The following is a 15,867-nucleotide window of genomic DNA, read 5'->3' as shown; positions in this document are numbered from 1 at the left end:
GCTGCCGTGCTACTTGGTGCTCTTCTCCACGAGGCCGCTGGTGTTCGTGGCGCCGTTCGTCGTCTCGAGATACGTCACGCTGAGCGTCGCGTTCACGCTGCTGACGCTACCGTCGGCCAGCAGCTCGCCGGTCATCGTGAAGTCGGTGATCTGGCAGCGATACGTGCCGTTCTCCAGCTGGCGCACCACCTCGAGCGCCGACGCGTAGCTGGGAGTCGTGAACGACACCGTCACCGTGCGGCGCACGAGCTGACCTTCCACCGTCGGCTGGCCGAACGACAGGTTGTACGTGGTCGCGCTGCCCAGCAGCGTGTTCAGCTCGTTCAGCTCGTTGCGGATGTTGTCGTAGACGGCCACCTCCGGCAGCGTTTCGTCGTCGCCCAGCTCGTCGAGCTCGGCTTTCATGCGCGCGCGGTCAGCGGCCAGCGACTCCTGCGCGCCGATGTTCATCTCGATGCCCGCAAGCTGCTCGTTGTTCGCCGCCACCGTATCGGACACGTTCTTCACCACGAGGAAGTAATAGCACGCCACGACGAGCAGCAGCGCCAGAACCAGAATGAGCACCGTCTCGCGCGTGGAAAACGAGCGGTTCAAAATGCTACGCCGCGCCATTGTCGGCCCCCTCTCCCTCGTCCGAGGCTTCCGCTTCGATATCCAGCGGACCCTTAAACACGATCTGGATCGTGGCCGACGTGCCGCTGTCGTTTTCGCCCTGCGCCGTCGACACCGTCACGTGCGACACGCGCTCGTCGCTCTCCAGGCTTTCCACCAGCGCAGACACTCGGCTCAAGTCGACGCCCAAACAGGTGGCCGTCACCGTGTTCGACGCAACGCGCAGGGAGTCCAGGTAACCCACATTCATGACCTTCTGCTGCAACAGGTCGAGCACCGTGTCGCGGTCGACGAGGTTCTGCTCCTGGTCGCTGAGCCCCGGAACCACGTAACGGTCGTACTGCGCGTTCAGCTCTTCGTAATCGGCGTTCTCGGCAACGAGCGCATCGAGGCGCGCCTGGGCGGCGGACACCTCGTTGCTGCTGGCCATGCTGGCCGACAGCGGATCGACGACCGCGAACTTCGCGAAGATGCCGATCAGCACGAGCGCGATGGCGAACAGCGCGAGCTGCACCGCCAGATTGCCGCGCGCCTGCTCGGTATCGACCAGGTTGATGGACGTTTTGGTCGGGTACGTCGGCGCCTTGCTGCGCTTCAGCGAGCCGAGCGACACTTCCCGCTTCAGATCCATGGCTATCGCCCCGCCTTCATGGTGGCGCCGATGGCGGCCGGGCAGCGGAGCGCCTCTTCGACGGGCACGCGCGCGGGCGGCAGCACGTCGGCGATGGAGGCGACGCGGATGTCGGCGTGCTCGGCAACCGCTTCGACCAGCGGGTTGAGCAGCGACCCGCCGCCGCAGCAGTACGCCACCTCGATGGAGGTGTTCGGGTTGTTGAAACCGTAGAAGTTCAGAGCACGGCCGATTTCCACCGCGATGGATTGGTACACGCCGCGCGCGCCTTCCGAGCTTTGCGCGTGCTCGTAATCGGCGCGCTTGTACTGGTTGGCCACGTGCTCGTCCACGCCGAACTCGCGCGCGATGGCGCGGTCGATGTCGATGCCGCCGATCTCGATGACGCGGGCCACGTCGTAGGCCCCCTCGAGGAAGAAGTGCAGCTTCGTGACATGGTGCGAGAAGTCGATCACGCAGCAGTTCGCCAACGCGCGGGAGTTGCCGCCAACGAGGTTCTGGTACGCCGCCTGCTCGGGCAGCGCCATTTTCAGCTTGAGGCCGGCGCGACGGAACATCTCGGTGTAGTCGGCAATCGCCTGTTTCGGCGCGGCGACCGCGAGCAGTTCCATGCCCTCGGGCGTGCCGTCGGGACCGTTTTGCATGCCGAGCATCGCGTAATCGTAGAGGTAGCGGTCCTTGCCCTGCGAGATGTAGTCGCGGAACTCGTAGGGCAGGTTCAGCTGCAGCTCTTTCTCGGTCATGGCGGGCAGCGACAGGCGGCGGAACAGGCTGTCGGCCGCCGGCACGACGAACGCCACGTCCTTCGGCACGCCGCCCGTGTTTTTCACCACGCTCTTGATGAAGTCGGCCATTGCATCATGGCTGACCACGCGGCTGTCGACCACCAGGCCGTCGGGCAGCGTTTCTATTGCGACTTTGGTCACCGTCTCGCCGTCGCAGACCGCCAGCTTGACGCTGCTGTCTCCGATATCGACGCCCGTGTACGTTTTGCCCATGCGGCGCGTTTCCTTTCAGCCCGCTGCATACCCTGTCAGAACAACCCCGCATACCACGTGAGGATGGTCGGCCCCGCCAGCAACGTGAACACCGTCGCCGCCGCGATGGCCGGCCCGAAGGGGATCGCCCTTGTTCGGATGCTTTCGTCCTCGTCTTGCGAGGACGGAGCGGAAAGCCCCCGAACAACCGCGAACGCCAATCCCGCCACGCACGCAACCAGCAGGTTGAGCATCGACCCTGCCAGCCCCAAGAACAAGCCCACCATGAACAGCAGCTTCACATCGCCGCCGCCCAGCGACGAGCGCTTCGTCACCATGTCGAACACGAGCGACAGCAGCAGCACCCCGCCGGCCACGCCCACGGCGCCCACGATGCCGTCGAGCGCCACCGAGCCACCCGGATGCACCCAGCCGGCGAACAGGCTGCCCACCGAGAACGCGTCGGCGCGCGGCGCGGGCATGAACCAGATGGTGACGAGCCAGAGCACGCAGCCGGCCAGCACGAACCCGTTCGGGATGGTGAAGGTGTCCAGGTCGACAAGCGCCACCGCCATGAGGATGCAGACGAGCACGAGATACGCCGCCGTCTGCACCGACACCCCGTAGCGCACGACCACCGCCGCGAACAGCACGGCCATGAGCGCTTCGACGATCACGTAGCGCGGGCTCACCCGCTGCCCGCAGTGTCGGCAGCGGCCGCGCAGGGCAAGCCACGAGACGACGGGGATCAGGTCGAGCACGCCCAGCACGTGACCGCACGAGGTGCAATGGCTGCGGCCGGCCAGCACGCTTTCGCCGTTGGCCTGCCGCCACGCCAAGCAGTTCACGAAGCTCCCCAAGCAAGCACCGAGTACGGCGGCGATCCCCAAAAGGATCGCCGCCTGCACCGGAGAGAAAATTGCTAGAGGGATGGTCACTTACGGATTGGTGACTTGACCGCCAACCGCAGGCAAATCAGTTTGAGTAATAGCCGCTGTGACAGCCCAAGAACCATCGTCTTGCTTTTCGGCGTTGTCGGTTCCCGTTCCTTCGTTCACCGTGAGGTTTGTAATAGTGCCATCGTTACCCACCGTGGCAGTAGCAACCCAGGTCGTGTTTGTTCCAACTTCGTAGGCCTCGTCAGTGAGGATAGCTGTTGCAGCTGCCGATTTAACCGAATGGACGTTGGCATCCCCAACTGCTTGTTCCGCATTACCCAGCGCACCCGTGAACACGGGCACCGCAATCGCCACGAGCACGGCTACGATCGCCACGACGATCAGCAGCTCGGCTAGCGTGAAGCCGCTGCGATCCTCGCGCACCTTCTTTATCATTTCTTTCACTACGATTCCTTTCTCCGTGTTCGTGTCATCCAGGCATCGAACAAATCCCACTTTTCTCCTGTACAATGTGACATTTTCGATACCCCGGGGTGTCGAAAGAGTTACATCGCAGCATACAACGAAAACATAGGCAAATACAGCGCGATAACGATGAAACCTGCAAACAGCGCCATCAGCACCAGCAAGGCCGGTTCCATGAGCGCGAGCGCTTTGTCGGTCACGCGCTGCGTCTCGTCGTCGTAGAACACGCCCATGGTTTCCAGCGTGCCCTCAAGCTCGCCGGTCTGCTCGCCCACGATGGTCATCTCGATGAGCGTGCGTGGCAGATAGGTGCTCGCCTCCAGCCCCTCTCCCAGCGTGCGGCCCTCCTCCAGGCCGGCTTCCATGCGCCCCACCTCGCGCGATAGCACATGATTGCTCATCACGCGCGACGTGATGGCAACCGCGCGCGTGATGGGCAGCCCCGCCGCAACCAACATCGACATCGTGTTCGCGAACTGGGCGGCGCCAGAATACACGCCAACGACGCCCAGCACGGGCAGCTTCAGCTTCAAAACGGCGAACGTCGTTTTGCCTTGCTCCGTGTTGCTGAACAGCTTCACGCCCACGATGACGAGCGCGATGACCACGATAATGACCAGAATGTTGTTCGTGACGAAGTCCGATGCATCAATTAAAAATTGAGTCATGGCGGGCGTGTCCGCGCCCAACGACGAGATCATCCCCGTCATCGAGGGGATCACCATCACCATCATGACCGCGATCACCACCACGGCTATGATCGCCACGAAGATGGGGTACGTCATCGCGCCCTGCACCTTCGCCTGCACCTTCGCGCGCTTGTCGTAGTAATCGTGCAGACGCTCGAAGCTTTCGGGCAGATGACCGCTTTCCTCGCCGGCGCGCACCGTCTCGATGAACACGCGCGGAAGGTTCTCGCCCTTGTTCTGAAAGCTTTCGGCCAGGCCATGACCTGCCGACACGTCTTCGGCCACCTCGGACAGCACGCGCTTCAGGTACTTGTCGTTGGTCTGCTCGGCCACCAACGACGTCGCCCGCGAAATGGCGAGGCCCGCATTCAGGATGGTGGCGAATTGCGCGCACATGATGGCGAGGTTCTTCTGCTTGGCCTTCGGCTTCGTGATGTCCATGGTCAGCAGGTTCTTGCCTTCGCGCACGGGCTTGACGCTCTGCACGATGCGGCACTGCTCGCGCGCGCGTTCCATGGCCTCGATCTCGTCGAATGCTTCGACGACGCCGTCCACGCGCTCGCCGGCGGCCGTCATTCCGGTGTAGGTAAAGGTGGGCATCAGCGGAGGTTCTTTCTCACGTAGTCGACGTCGTGGGCGGCGGCGATGGCGGTATCGGACGCGATCTCGCGGTTGCGGGCCAGCGCGATCAGCGCGTTGTCCATGGTCACGCTGCCGGCCGCGGCCGACGTTCCCAGCGCGCTCGCGATCTGCGGCGTCTTGCCCTCGCGGATGAGGTTGCGGATGGCGGGCGTCACCATCATGAGCTCGCACGCCAACGAGCGCCCCACGCCGTCGCGGCGCGGCAGCAGCTGCTGCGACAGCACGGCTACGAGCGTCGTGGACAGCTGCATGCGCACCTGGCGCTGCAGGCCTTCGGGAAACACGTCCACCATGCGATCAATTGAGTCGGCGGCCGACTTCGTGTGCAGCGTCGCCAGCACGAAGTGGCCCGTCTCGGCCGCGGTCAGCGCCGTCTGGATGGTGTCGAGGTCGCGCATCTCGCCGATGAGGATGATGTCGGGATCCTCGCGCAGCACGGCGCGCAGGGCGTTGTGGTAGCTTTCGGTGTCCTGGCCCACCTCGCGCTGCGAAATGATGGATTGATCGGGCGTGTAGATGTACTCGATGGGATCTTCCATCGTGATGATGTTCTCGGCGCGCGTGTGGTTGATGCTGTCGATGAGCGCGGCGAGCGTCGTCGATTTGCCGCTGCCGGTTTCGCCCGTGACCACCACGATGCCGCGTTGGATGCCGGGGAAGTCCATGACCGCCGGCGGCAAGCCGAGTGTTTCGAGCGCCGGGATGCGGTCGGACAGCAGGCGCAGGGCCGCGCTCACGTGGCCTTGCTGGCGGAACAGGTTGATGCGCACGCGCACGCCCGCAAGCGTCTCGGCACGGTCGAGCTCGCCGATGCGCTTGATGCGGTCGAAATCGTCGCCGGCCAGCTCGCGCGCAAGCTGCTCGCAATCTTCGTGCGACAGCGGCGCATCGCCGTCGACGCCCGCATCCATGAGGCGGCCGCCCACGCGAAACTTCACGGGCAAGCCGCACACGATGTGCACGTCGGACGCGTTCACTTGATGCGCGAGGTCGATGATCTGTTCAACGTTCATGAAGGGGTCCTTCGCTCGGAGGTGAGGGTCGCTATTCCAGCGCCGTGATGGTCTTGCGGGCTTCTTCGACGGTGGTGACGCCGGACAGCACCAGCTCGCGGCAGCTGTCTTCCATCGTCTTGAACGAACCCGTGCGGTCGATGGCGTCCTTCAACTCTTCGCGCGTGGCGCCACCTGTGATATGGCTGCGCAGCGCGCGGTCGATGACGAGGATCTCGAACACGCCCGTGCGTCCGCGGTACCCCGTGCCGAAGCACATAGGGCAACCGGTTCCGCGGAAGAACTTGACGGAGGGGTCGTGCGGCAGGCCGAGCGCGTCGAATTCTTCGGCGTCGGGGCGGTACTCCTCGCGGCAATGCGGGCACACCTTGCGAACGAGGCGCTGCGAGATGACGCCGCGCACGCCGCTGGCGATGAGGTACGGCTCCACGCCGATGTCGATGAGGCGGTCGATGGTGGACGCGGCGTCGTAGGTGTGCACGGTCGACAGCACGAGGTGGCCGGTGATGGCGGCGCGCATGGCGATCTCGGCCGTCTCGCCGTCGCGGATTTCGCCCACCGCCACGATGTCGGGGTCCTGGCGCAGGATGGCGCGCAGACCGCTGGCGAACGTCATGCCCGTCTTCTCGTTGATCTGCACCTGGTTGACGGCGTCGATGTTGTACTCGACGGGGTCTTCCAACGTGACGAGGTTCACCGAGTCGGTGTTCAACTGGCGGATCATCGTGTACATGGTGGAGCTCTTGCCCGAGCCCGTGGGGCCGACGATCAGCACCATGCCGTTGTTCGCGCCGATGAGGCGTTGGTATTTGTCGAGGTTGTCGCCCTCGAGGCCGATGCCCGACGGGTCGAACAGCGCCTCGCTCTTGTCGAGCAGGCGGATGACCACCGTCTCGCCGTGGATGGTGGGCAGCGTGTTGATGCGCAGGTCGATGTCCTGCTTCTTGAGGCGGATGTTGGCGCGGCCGTCCTGGGGGACGCGGCGCTCCGAGGTGTTCATGCCGCCCATGATCTTGAGGCGCGAGATGACCGACGCTTGCAGCTCTTTCGGCACGGTGAGGATCGTGCGCAGCACGCCGTCGATGCGCATCCGCACGTGCAGGTCGGCTTCGCGCGGCTCGAGGTGGATGTCGCTGGCGCGCTCGGTTGCAGCGCGCTCGATGATGCTGTTCACGAGGCGCACCGTGGGTGCGGATTGCGCGTCGGCGTCGTCGCCCAGCGTGGAAGTCTGGAACGAGCCGGCCGCCGCGTCGTCGGAACCCGTGGCGCGCGCGTCGCGCTTCATCTCCTCGATGGCGCGAGCGGCGCCCTCGTTGCCGTACAGCGTCATGATGGCGCGCATGAGCGAGTCTTGCGTGGCCACCATAGGGACGACGCGTTTGCGCGTGGCGTTCTTCACCGCCTCGATGGCCATGAAGTTCAGCGGGTCGCTCATGGCGAGGTACACTTCTTCCGGCGTGGTGCGCACGGGCACCACGTTGTACTGGCGCGCGACGTTCTTCGAGATCACGCGGCTCATATCGGGATCGAGGTCGATCGCCGACAGGTCGATGAACTCCACGCCCAGCTGCATCTGCAGCGCCTCGATGAGGCCCGCCTCCGTGATGACGTCCTCGGCGATGAGCTCGTCGCCCAGGCGCCGCTTCGTCTCCTTCTGCTGCTTCAGGGCATACCCCAGCTGGTCCTCGGTGATGAGGCCCGCATCGATCAGCACGTCTCCCAAACGTTTATAGGCCATCTACGATCCTATCCTCTTCACGGTCATGGTAGTGTCGGCAAGCGTGGAGCCGCCCGATTGTATGGTTATGCGGAACGACCAGGTGCCGGCATAGGCATCGTACGAAAGATCGCTGAGCGTAGGACTGAGCCCGTTTTCAGTCGGCGCGAGGTTGTATTGCGTCCCGTCGGCTTCAAGCCAGATGCCTTGCTCGCCGGATCGCAGCGTCGCGCTCTCGTGGCGCGTCGCGCTCACGAACGTGACGTTGTCGGCCTCGACGCTGAGCGCGTACACCAGCTCGTCGCTTACCACCTCGACTGCCTGCGACAACATCGAATCGGCCTGCGTCTGCGTGGTGATGCGGCCATACGAGTTCATCGCCACCTGCAACCCCGCGGTCACCGCAATGCACAACAACCCGATGAAGATGATGCTGATCAGCTGCTCAGCAATCATAAACCCGCGCGTGTCGCGCAGGCGGGCAAGAAGACTTGTCTTGTGGAAATGGAAGATCATTTTGATTGACCTTCGCGATAGTAGTTGTATCCACCTGAGCTGTACAACATCACTTTGATGCTTTGAGAAGTCGTTGTTCCATCTTCTCCATCGGGCATCACAACCGTAACGCTACCGATGTTGGGAGATGACGACAACAGAGAAGACTCCGCTGCATAGGATGCGTGCAAAACGCGCTCGCTTCTGGATGTCACGCTTACGGACGCCATCACCATAGTTGCAAGCATGGTGGCGCCCAGCACAGCAATCAAGATGGCCGCCAACGCTTCGACCATCGAATCGCCCCGCTGATCGGCCAGCTTGCTATACACTTTATCGAGCAAGCGCATCATGACTGGCCTCCTTGCGTTTTCACTATAGACGTGTTGTCGCCATACGTGAACTCGACCAGTTGGCCTGACGCGTTAAACGTTGGGGTACATTGTATAAGCACGGTCATGTTGTACTTCGAATCCGCAGAAAGAGATGGATCCAACGACAGATCGACTTTCATGTTGAGATCGGCATCTATTGTAATTTTTCCATATACAGTTTTGAAGTTCCACTCGTCGCTGGGTTTTATTTGAAGACGGTTCGTATCAGAACCTCCAACGACATACGTTTCTTTGTTAGCACGCTTTTCGAGTATCGTGTTTGCTTGTTTTTGCGTCCAAAAGCTTTGGCCTAATACCGACGTCACACCATCGACGTCAGCTGTTACCTTCGTACCCGCGGTGACGACCTTTACCGTGACCGACCTTTGATTCCAAGTTAAATCATCGCCGCCTAGCTGTTGAGCGACCAGTTCCGCCGCCGATTGCATCGTGTATTCGTCCTGTTGCAGGTCAATATGCGTCTGCGCCGCCTTTGCCTGCACCGACGCCGCCGTGACCACCACCGACCCAATGATCCCGCAGATCAGAAAGAACACCAACGCGATGACGATAGAGGCGCCGGAGGTATCGCGGAGAATATGTCGGGTGCGCATCATGGTCGGCCGACCTCGTCCGCAACAGCCTCCTTCTCAGTTCCCACAGAAAGATATATATCCGAATAAGTATTTCCGCTATACAGACAAGCGAAATCAGCAAAACCTATCGCTTGCCCGCAATACCGATCTGTCTTCTTTTCTTGCCCCTCTTCCACTTCCTCTTCCTCAGGAACATAGAACGTAACGCTTGTCACCGTACCTGCGGATTCGTTTAGCTGAGAGCCACGTCCCACAAGGCCACCGAGGTTAACGCTTTTGCGCCAATGAGCATCGCCGGCAACTATTTCTATCGTGCTTTTTTCCACCGACGGGCTCTCCACAATCGCGCGCTCCGCATTGCCCAGCAAGAGACCTATATAAGCATCTTTGTCTGTTCTACCGGTTCCGATGAAACGTATGCTCGAGTTCAGAACTTTGCATCGAGTCACCTTCGCGTCAGCCGCGTCTTGGCCTTCAGGCGTCGTAACTCTACCTATCAATCCCCCCGCCTCGATCGGATCGCCCCACGACCCCCCTTTGACCTCAAAGCTGGTAGACAAGCCTTCCACTGTAGAATCTACCACCTCTCCACCATACACCCAACCAACGAGCACTCCCGCAACCCCGTTGTTAAGCGCTATATCGTGAAGGGTGAATTGACCGTCCCCTCCTTCAACATGGCAGTTCTCTACCTTCGCCCCTTCGATGACCCCTGCAAGCAATCCGAAGCAGCCCTTTGCATTCGTTCCATACGACTCTATCGAGGCTCCATCCGCAACAAGTCGTATATTTTTCAATGCGGTTTCACGTTCGGAGCTCTTTCTCACATAGGGGAAGAGCCCTTGCCCTTGCAGGCTGCCGCCTCCGGAGACGGAATCGCCTCGGTACCCACCGTTACCGAGCGCCGTGTACGTGACCACCGTGAAATTTCGAATAGCATACCCACCGCCATCGTATACCCCGGTAAACACATTTGTAAACTTATAGCCGCTTACCGAGCCAAGCTCGATGTCATGCGTTTGCAGGAAATAATCGCTCGCATAGTACGACTGTATCGAATCGTTTGTAATCCATGGAAGAGACCCGAAGAACTGGGTAGCATCTCTCACGCACCACGCCGAATCTTCACTATCACCCCAGACCTTGGCAACATTTTCATCAAGCGTCACCGCTCCGGCAAAGTTGAAGTTCACATAATACGACACCTGTTCCTTCTCAAGCGTCATAGTTGCCGTGCAATACTGTGCTTTTCGCGCAGCATCTTTTGGGGAGAGCAAATAGGTGTCGTACCCTTCTATAAGATTACTCTTTTGCCCCATTGTCACATTGTCTGCGCTCAGCTTTACGTTGTTCCCAGAAGGGACCACGATATAGTAGCCCCAGTTGCTGATTTCACCATCGTTCAAATTATCCGCAAGGTTTTCTTTGTAATCCAGATACCCATACGAGCCGGTAATGTTGTTGTTCGAGTCAAATTCCAGATACACCAATCCCAGGCCCATTTTCGGCTTCTCTTTGTAGGTTGCGATCAGCTTTACTGCGCCGTAAGAGAGCTGGTCGTTGTGATCGCCTACGGTGGTCCCGCCTTCGCCTAGCTGAATGGTGTACTCCTTGCCAGCAGGGTATGCACTCCCCTCAGATACTTTCCATCCGGTGAAGATAGAGCCCTCTTTTTCGGGTGCGTCTTTGATTGCGGCATAGGTTGCATCGTTTTGAACCGTATAGGGAACGTATTGCCTCTCGTATTCGCTCAGGGGATTTCCCTCTTCGTCACAATAGGTCAAAACGCGATAGAACAGTTCGTCGCGGCCGCTCTGCAGGAATCCCGTCGTCGTCGAGTTGTAGGGTATTTCGAAATCTGCAGAACTTGATTTGACCAGCTTGAAGCCGTCCTCTCCTTCCGACAGGCGCGCTTCGGACACGTACGCATCAGGCGTAGCCACGTCTGTTCCCCATGAATAATTGGATGTTGAGGGGAAATACCATAGAACCACACTTGGCAACGCAGTATAGGACGAGTAAACGTCGTAGCTAGAATTTTCAGGCAGCCATCCAACGGCAGGGGTTGCCGAATAGTACACGCGCAAATCCTTCGATGCCGGGAACTCCTCAAGACCGCCGCGCATGGTGGTCACATTCCATAGAGCAACGGCAGAAGAAGCGCCGAACTCGTTCTCGAACGTCTGTCTAACGGGCTTTCCCCAATTGCCGCCACGCGATCCGGTGGTGCCTACTCCAGCATTCCAGACGAGGTATTTTCCACCCAGCGTTGGGGCGGTATCCTCGAAGAACGATTTTACTTCAGCGATCTTTGGCGTTGTTCTGACGTACACGTCGTAACCGCCAGCATCATTTTTCGGGATGACGCTGAGGTCGGCGGCATTGAGATTCTTGGTATTGAACGTGATGGTCGTCAAGTCGGTAGGAGCCTCACCCTCTTGCAGCCCATCAACGCAGCCGGCCGAGAACGCCTCCCCTACTTCTCCATCCCAATGCCAGACATTGTTTTCCAGGTAGCCGGCTCTCAGCTCGTTTACCCATAACTCGTAAATTTGGTACTGGTGGCTTTCGGTTCCCGATTGAACCGATCCCAAGTTCGTGCCAGTCTCCGTCGTCGATCCGTTCGGCGTGTACGAACCCGTAGTCACTCGTATATTGGCTTCTTTTTGATCTGCATCGTTGAGTTTGACCCAGCCGCCCGTATACGCTTGCCGCGACGACTCCACGTTCTCGCTTATTAGCTTATCGTTGTTAGTTTTTACCCCTCTGATAACAGCCTTATCCTTGTCTTTCAGCGATATGCCGACAACGTCGCCCACTCCCGAAGCAGGCACCAACTCGACAACAGGATCTGTGTACGTTCCTTTAATATGAGATGCTTGGGTCTTCTCTTTGGTACCGTTTTCATCAAGGTACCTATAGCTGGGATTCGTCACCAAAACGGTCAATCTAGGGACTGGTTCCGGCCATTCGATAAAGGCTTGCGCCGACGAGGGAACAGACGCCCTGTCTCCCGTAGTCACCTGAGCCTCGACTTGAATTTTATCGTGATACGCGAAATTATCCATAAACGTGCTTGCAGCTTCGCTCTTTGCTGCAATCAAATCGGAAAGCGCATTCAGATCAATAGCGTAAACCGTAGGGCTCGTCGAGGAAGTCGTACGATTAACGAGCTGAACCGCATTCGCCGATGTCGGCAGATCCATTTCGACCGCATCATCAGAAGACTTCACCTCGAACATCCCGGAGAGAGCACCGCCCTCCAGCTGCAAGCCGCTGATAGTGATTGAAACGCTGTTCTTGCCTTCAGCGAGATCGGTGAGCTCAATCGACAACGCTGAGCCATTTGCCCACGACGCGCCGCTGGCAAGGTTTGGGTTTTCGATGCAAAGGTAGCTCTCTGCTTCATCCACCCAGATCACGGGGTTTCTGAGGGCTACTTCGGGGGTGGCGCCGGACGGGGTGCCTTCGTAGTAGCCGATCATGGGGTCGTTCGCCATGCGGGCTGTCTGGTCGGTACTTCCGCTGCCACCCGCATAGTAGGTCTGCGCGGCATTCGTGGTGGCGGGGGCTTGGCCGAAGAAGCCGGTTTTGCCGTCGGTGTAGAAAACCGCCGTCACCGAGGCGGTGTCCCGGTCGAACACGATGACGTAATCGCCGTCGTATACGGTGGAGTCGACCGAGAGCGATGTGAGTATATTGGATGCGCGCGCCTCGTCGCGGAGGAGATACGTTCCCGACCCTTCGGCGCGGTCATCGAGAAACGCCATCCACGTGCCCGACACCTTCATGGCGGTCATTTGGGTTTGAGCGGCGTTGGCTATGGACTGGGCGGCGTTGTTGAGCTCGACCATGCGCATGTTGCTCTGCGCGTTGAAAATGGAAGGGATGGCGATGGCCGCAAGGATGAGAATGATGGCGATGCTCATCATCAGCTCAGCGAGCGTGAAACCCGCCGTATGCTTTACCCGATCGGTCATAGCTGTGCCGCTTCCTTCTCCTATCAGGCAATAGAGCATAAAAAAGCCTTAGCCATGCATCATAACACTTACAGCACGGGGGGATATCGAAACGGTAGTCCATACACCAGAAACGCCCGCGACGAGGCGCGGGCGTTTCAACTTTTAATTGAGGGTAGCGCGCGGTTATTTGCCGTCGCCGAAGATCAGCTCGCGCTCCTCGCCCACGAGGGCGGCGCGCGCCTGATCGCGCAGGTTGTTCACGCCGATGAAGAACTGGCGCATCATCACCACCATGAGGTAGCGGCCTTTCGGCGTGAGTGTCAGCTCGTCGGCGTTGTCGCGATCGAACGCGCCCGACGCTTTCATGAACGTCATCTCCACCGGCAGACCGCGCTCCACGGACACGCCGAAGTCCTTCTCGAACTGGCGCTTGTCCAGGCGCAAGCCGAACAGCTGCATCATGAAACGGTAGCGCATCTGGTCGTGCTTCGAGAACGTGGCCTTGCCCATGAGCGACATGCGGTCGTGCTCGATGGCGTCGTTGTAGTCGTTCACCGAGAACGTGTTCACGTACAGGTTGTTGCCCAGGTAGGTGATGCCGCCGCTGCCGATGGCCGGGTACTCCTCGTAATCGACCACGTACTCGTCGATCATCGCGTCCTCGCCCGCCGCGCCCGTGCCGCGCTTGTTGAACGTCCAGGCGCTGCCGTGCTCGAACAGCGGGTTTTCGCCGCCGGCCAGCACCTCGGAGATGATCTCGTAGAAGCGCTGCTCGCGCGCATAATCCACCTTGCCCACGGTGCGCGCCAGCGAGCGCGACACGCTGGGGCTGGCCATCAGCGGGTAGAACGTCGTCTGGCTCGTGCCGCTTTCCACCACGCGCTCGATGTCGGAGAACAGCACTTCCTCGGTCTGCGCCGGGAAGTTGAAGATCATGTCCACGTTGAGCGACGTGAAGTAGGGGCTCGCCTCGCCGATGCGCTCGAGGATTTCCTCGCCGCTGCCGTACTTGTCGAAACGATCCATCTGCTTGAGCAGGTCGTTGTCAAAGCTCTGCACGCCCACGCTCAGGCGCTGGACGCGACCCTGCAGCTTGTCCAGGTAGCTGGGGATCAGGTGGTTCGGGTTCGTCTCGCTCGACACCTCGCCGATGGAGAACGTCTCGCGCGCCAGGTCGATGGTGTCGCACAGCTCGTCGATCATGATGGTGGGCGTGCCGCCGCCCACGTACAGGCTGTCGAAATCGTAGCCCAGCTCCTTCAACATGAGCATTTCCTTGCGCATGTTGGCGAAGTAGGGCACGGCGCGGTCTTCCGCGAACGGGAAGCGGTTGAACGAGCAGTAGGGGCACAGCCGCTCGCAGAACGGCACGTGCATGTACAGCATGTACTTCTGGCCGGGAACCGGGCCGGGCACACGCCGTTCCTGCGTCGGCTCGAGGCGCAGGTAGTTCTTCGTGCATTGACGCACGACGGAGGTGAGCAAACGTTCTGAAAGCATTAGTTCTCCCACGCGGCACGCCCGGCGGCGGCGCGTTTTCCGATATCGCTGCGGTATTGTTTGCCCTCGAAGTTGATGAGGTCGCACGCTTCGTACGCCTTCTCGCGAGCATCGTCGAACGAATCGCCCAGCGCCACCACGTTCAGCACGCGGCCGCCGGCGGTAACCAGTTCGTCGTCGAAATTCTTGGCGGTGCCGGCATGGAACACCGTCACGCCCTCGATCTCCTCGGCGTCGTCGATGCCGAGGATGACCTTGCCCTTCTCGTACGCACCCGGATAGCCCTCGCTCGCCAGCACCACGCACACGGCCCACTGCTCGGACCAGCGCAGGTCGATGTCGTCGGGACGGCCCTCGGCAACGGCCAGCATGATGTCCACAAGGTCGGACTCGAGGCGCGGAAGGACCACCTGCGTCTCGGGATCGCCGAAGCGCGCGTTGAACTCGAGCACCTTCGGGCCCTGGGGCGTCAGCATGAAGCCGCCGTACAGCACGCCGCGGTAATCGTTCGCGAACGGGTCGCGCGCCGTGGCGGCGGCGGAGCGTTCCATGATCTCGCGCATGGCGATAAGCTCGTCGGGCTCCACGATGGGCACCGGCGAGTACACGCCCATGCCGCCCGTGTTGGGGCCGCGGTCGCCATCGAACGCGCGCTTGTGATCCTGCGCCGTCACCATGCAGTGCGCCTTACCGCCCGTGACGAACGCGAGCAGCGAGCACTCGGGGCCGGTGAGGAACTCCTCGACCAGCACCACGTTGCCGGCGTCGCCGAACGCGCCGTCGAAGCAGGAGCGCACGGCGTCTTCCGCGTCCTCCAGCTCCTCGGCCACGATGACACCCTTGCCCGCGGCCAGGCCGTCGGCCTTCACCACGATGGGAGCGCCCAGCTCGCGCACGTAGGCCAGCGCCGGCTCGAGCTCGGTGAAGCTCGCATAGCGCGCCGTGGGGATGCCGTTGGCGTCCATGAATTCCTTGCTGTACGTCTTGCTGCCCTCGAGCTGCGCGCCCTGCGCGTCGGGGCCGAACACGGCGGCGCCCTCGGCGCGCAGCACGTCGGCCACACCCGCCACGAGCGGCGCTTCCGGACCGATGACCACGAGGTCGATGGCATGCTCGCGCACGAACGCGAGCACGTCCTGACCATCTTCGGCGTTCAGGCCCGCAACGTTCTGGGCGATGCCGTCCGTGCCGCCGTTGCCCGGCGCCACGTACAGGTTGTCGGTACGCGGGGACTTCGCCAGCGCCCACGCGATGGCATGTTCGCGACCGCCGCCACCCAATACCAAGATGTTCAT

The 15,867-nt window shown here is 60.8% G+C and carries 14 protein-coding genes; all 14 read right to left on the bottom strand.

Translation table 11 applies throughout. The features are described from left to right. Positions 1-9 precede the first annotated feature (9 nt). On the bottom strand, positions 10-612 hold the full coding sequence (locus GS424_RS00235; protein WP_160940795.1) for a hypothetical protein: 603 nt from the start codon (positions 610-612) through the stop codon (positions 10-12). Next, the gene (locus tag GS424_RS00230) at positions 599-1,243 is read right to left on the bottom strand and encodes a hypothetical protein (RefSeq protein WP_160940796.1); all 645 of its coding nucleotides are present in this window, start codon (positions 1,241-1,243) and stop codon (positions 599-601) included. Before GS424_RS00230 ends, GS424_RS00235 begins: the two co-directional genes overlap by 14 nt. Positions 1,244-1,245: 2 nt before the next feature. Continuing rightward, complete coding sequence (gene pilM, locus GS424_RS00225; protein ID WP_160940797.1) at positions 1,246-2,241, bottom strand: pilus assembly protein PilM; 996 nt, start codon at positions 2,239-2,241, stop codon at positions 1,246-1,248. 35 nt (positions 2,242-2,276) lie between these two features. Beyond that, on the bottom strand, positions 2,277-3,128 hold the full coding sequence (locus GS424_RS00220) for a prepilin peptidase (protein ID WP_280527517.1): 852 nt from the start codon (positions 3,126-3,128) through the stop codon (positions 2,277-2,279). 30 nt (positions 3,129-3,158) lie between these two features. Beyond that, positions 3,159-3,554 (bottom strand): prepilin-type N-terminal cleavage/methylation domain-containing protein, encoded by a 396-nt coding sequence (locus GS424_RS00215; RefSeq protein ID WP_244977739.1) that lies wholly within the window; start codon positions 3,552-3,554, stop codon positions 3,159-3,161. Between the two features lie 110 nt (positions 3,555-3,664). Further along, positions 3,665-4,873 (bottom strand): type II secretion system F family protein, encoded by a 1,209-nt coding sequence (locus GS424_RS00210; RefSeq protein WP_160940800.1) that lies wholly within the window; start codon positions 4,871-4,873, stop codon positions 3,665-3,667. Beyond that, the gene (locus GS424_RS00205; RefSeq protein WP_160940801.1) at positions 4,873-5,928 is read right to left on the bottom strand and encodes a type IV pilus twitching motility protein PilT; all 1,056 of its coding nucleotides are present in this window, start codon (positions 5,926-5,928) and stop codon (positions 4,873-4,875) included. The genes GS424_RS00210 and GS424_RS00205 overlap by 1 nt, the downstream gene beginning before the upstream one ends. A 31-nt stretch (positions 5,929-5,959) precedes the next feature. Continuing rightward, positions 5,960-7,666: a GspE/PulE family protein gene (locus GS424_RS00200; RefSeq protein WP_160940802.1), complete on the bottom strand. Its 1,707-nt coding sequence runs from the start codon at positions 7,664-7,666 to the stop codon at positions 5,960-5,962. Further along, the gene (locus GS424_RS00195) at positions 7,667-8,161 is read right to left on the bottom strand and encodes a hypothetical protein (protein ID WP_160940803.1); all 495 of its coding nucleotides are present in this window, start codon (positions 8,159-8,161) and stop codon (positions 7,667-7,669) included. Further along, positions 8,158-8,493 carry a type IV pilus modification PilV family protein gene (locus GS424_RS00190; protein ID WP_160940804.1) on the bottom strand — a complete coding sequence of 112 codons (336 nt, stop codon included), beginning with the start codon at positions 8,491-8,493 and terminating at the stop codon, positions 8,158-8,160. Before GS424_RS00190 ends, GS424_RS00195 begins: the two co-directional genes overlap by 4 nt. Next, entirely contained in the window at positions 8,490-9,131 is a 642-nt protein-coding gene (locus GS424_RS00185; protein ID WP_244977623.1) for a hypothetical protein, read from the bottom strand. The genes GS424_RS00190 and GS424_RS00185 overlap by 4 nt, the downstream gene beginning before the upstream one ends. Continuing rightward, a complete protein-coding gene (locus GS424_RS00180; protein ID WP_160940805.1) occupies positions 9,128-13,090 on the bottom strand; it encodes a prepilin-type N-terminal cleavage/methylation domain-containing protein in 3,963 nt (1,320 codons plus the stop codon). Before GS424_RS00180 ends, GS424_RS00185 begins: the two co-directional genes overlap by 4 nt. A gap of 165 nt (positions 13,091-13,255) precedes the next feature. Continuing rightward, entirely contained in the window at positions 13,256-14,572 is a 1,317-nt protein-coding gene (locus tag GS424_RS00175) for a coproporphyrinogen III oxidase family protein (RefSeq protein ID WP_154332641.1), read from the bottom strand. Further along, positions 14,572-15,867: a phosphoribosylamine--glycine ligase gene (gene purD, locus GS424_RS00170; RefSeq protein ID WP_160940806.1), complete on the bottom strand. Its 1,296-nt coding sequence runs from the start codon at positions 15,865-15,867 to the stop codon at positions 14,572-14,574. The genes GS424_RS00175 and purD overlap by 1 nt, the downstream gene beginning before the upstream one ends.

The sequence above is a fragment of the Eggerthella guodeyinii genome (assembly GCF_009834925.2).
Lineage (GTDB): Bacteria > Actinomycetota > Coriobacteriia > Coriobacteriales > Eggerthellaceae > Eggerthella > Eggerthella guodeyinii.
Note: the sequence above shows the minus strand (reverse complement) of the source record. Positions and strands in the feature narration are given on the sequence as shown.

What these genes read in the sequence shown, in the direction of transcription:
- GS424_RS00210 (WP_160940800.1), bottom strand. Translation starts at nt 4,873, where the DNA reads ATGCCCACCTTTACCTACACCGGAATGACGGCCGCCGGCGAGCGCGTG.
- GS424_RS00205 (WP_160940801.1), bottom strand. Translation starts at nt 5,928, where the DNA reads ATGAACGTTGAACAGATCATCGACCTCGCGCATCAAGTGAACGCGTCC.
- pilM (WP_160940797.1), bottom strand. Translation starts at nt 2,241, where the DNA reads ATGGGCAAAACGTACACGGGCGTCGATATCGGAGACAGCAGCGTCAAG.
- GS424_RS00215 (WP_244977739.1), bottom strand. Translation starts at nt 3,554, where the DNA reads ATGATAAAGAAGGTGCGCGAGGATCGCAGCGGCTTCACGCTAGCCGAG.
- GS424_RS00185 (WP_244977623.1), bottom strand. Translation starts at nt 9,131, where the DNA reads ATGATGCGCACCCGACATATTCTCCGCGATACCTCCGGCGCCTCTATC.
- GS424_RS00200 (WP_160940802.1), bottom strand. Translation starts at nt 7,666, where the DNA reads ATGGCCTATAAACGTTTGGGAGACGTGCTGATCGATGCGGGCCTCATC.
- purD (WP_160940806.1), bottom strand. Translation starts at nt 15,867, where the DNA reads ATGAACATCTTGGTATTGGGTGGCGGCGGTCGCGAACATGCCATCGCG.
- GS424_RS00230 (WP_160940796.1), bottom strand. Translation starts at nt 1,243, where the DNA reads ATGGATCTGAAGCGGGAAGTGTCGCTCGGCTCGCTGAAGCGCAGCAAG.
- GS424_RS00180 (WP_160940805.1), bottom strand. Translation starts at nt 13,090, where the DNA reads ATGACCGATCGGGTAAAGCATACGGCGGGTTTCACGCTCGCTGAGCTG.
- GS424_RS00190 (WP_160940804.1), bottom strand. Translation starts at nt 8,493, where the DNA reads ATGATGCGCTTGCTCGATAAAGTGTATAGCAAGCTGGCCGATCAGCGG.
- GS424_RS00175 (WP_154332641.1), bottom strand. Translation starts at nt 14,572, where the DNA reads ATGCTTTCAGAACGTTTGCTCACCTCCGTCGTGCGTCAATGCACGAAG.
- GS424_RS00195 (WP_160940803.1), bottom strand. Translation starts at nt 8,161, where the DNA reads ATGATCTTCCATTTCCACAAGACAAGTCTTCTTGCCCGCCTGCGCGAC.
- GS424_RS00235 (WP_160940795.1), bottom strand. Translation starts at nt 612, where the DNA reads ATGGCGCGGCGTAGCATTTTGAACCGCTCGTTTTCCACGCGCGAGACG.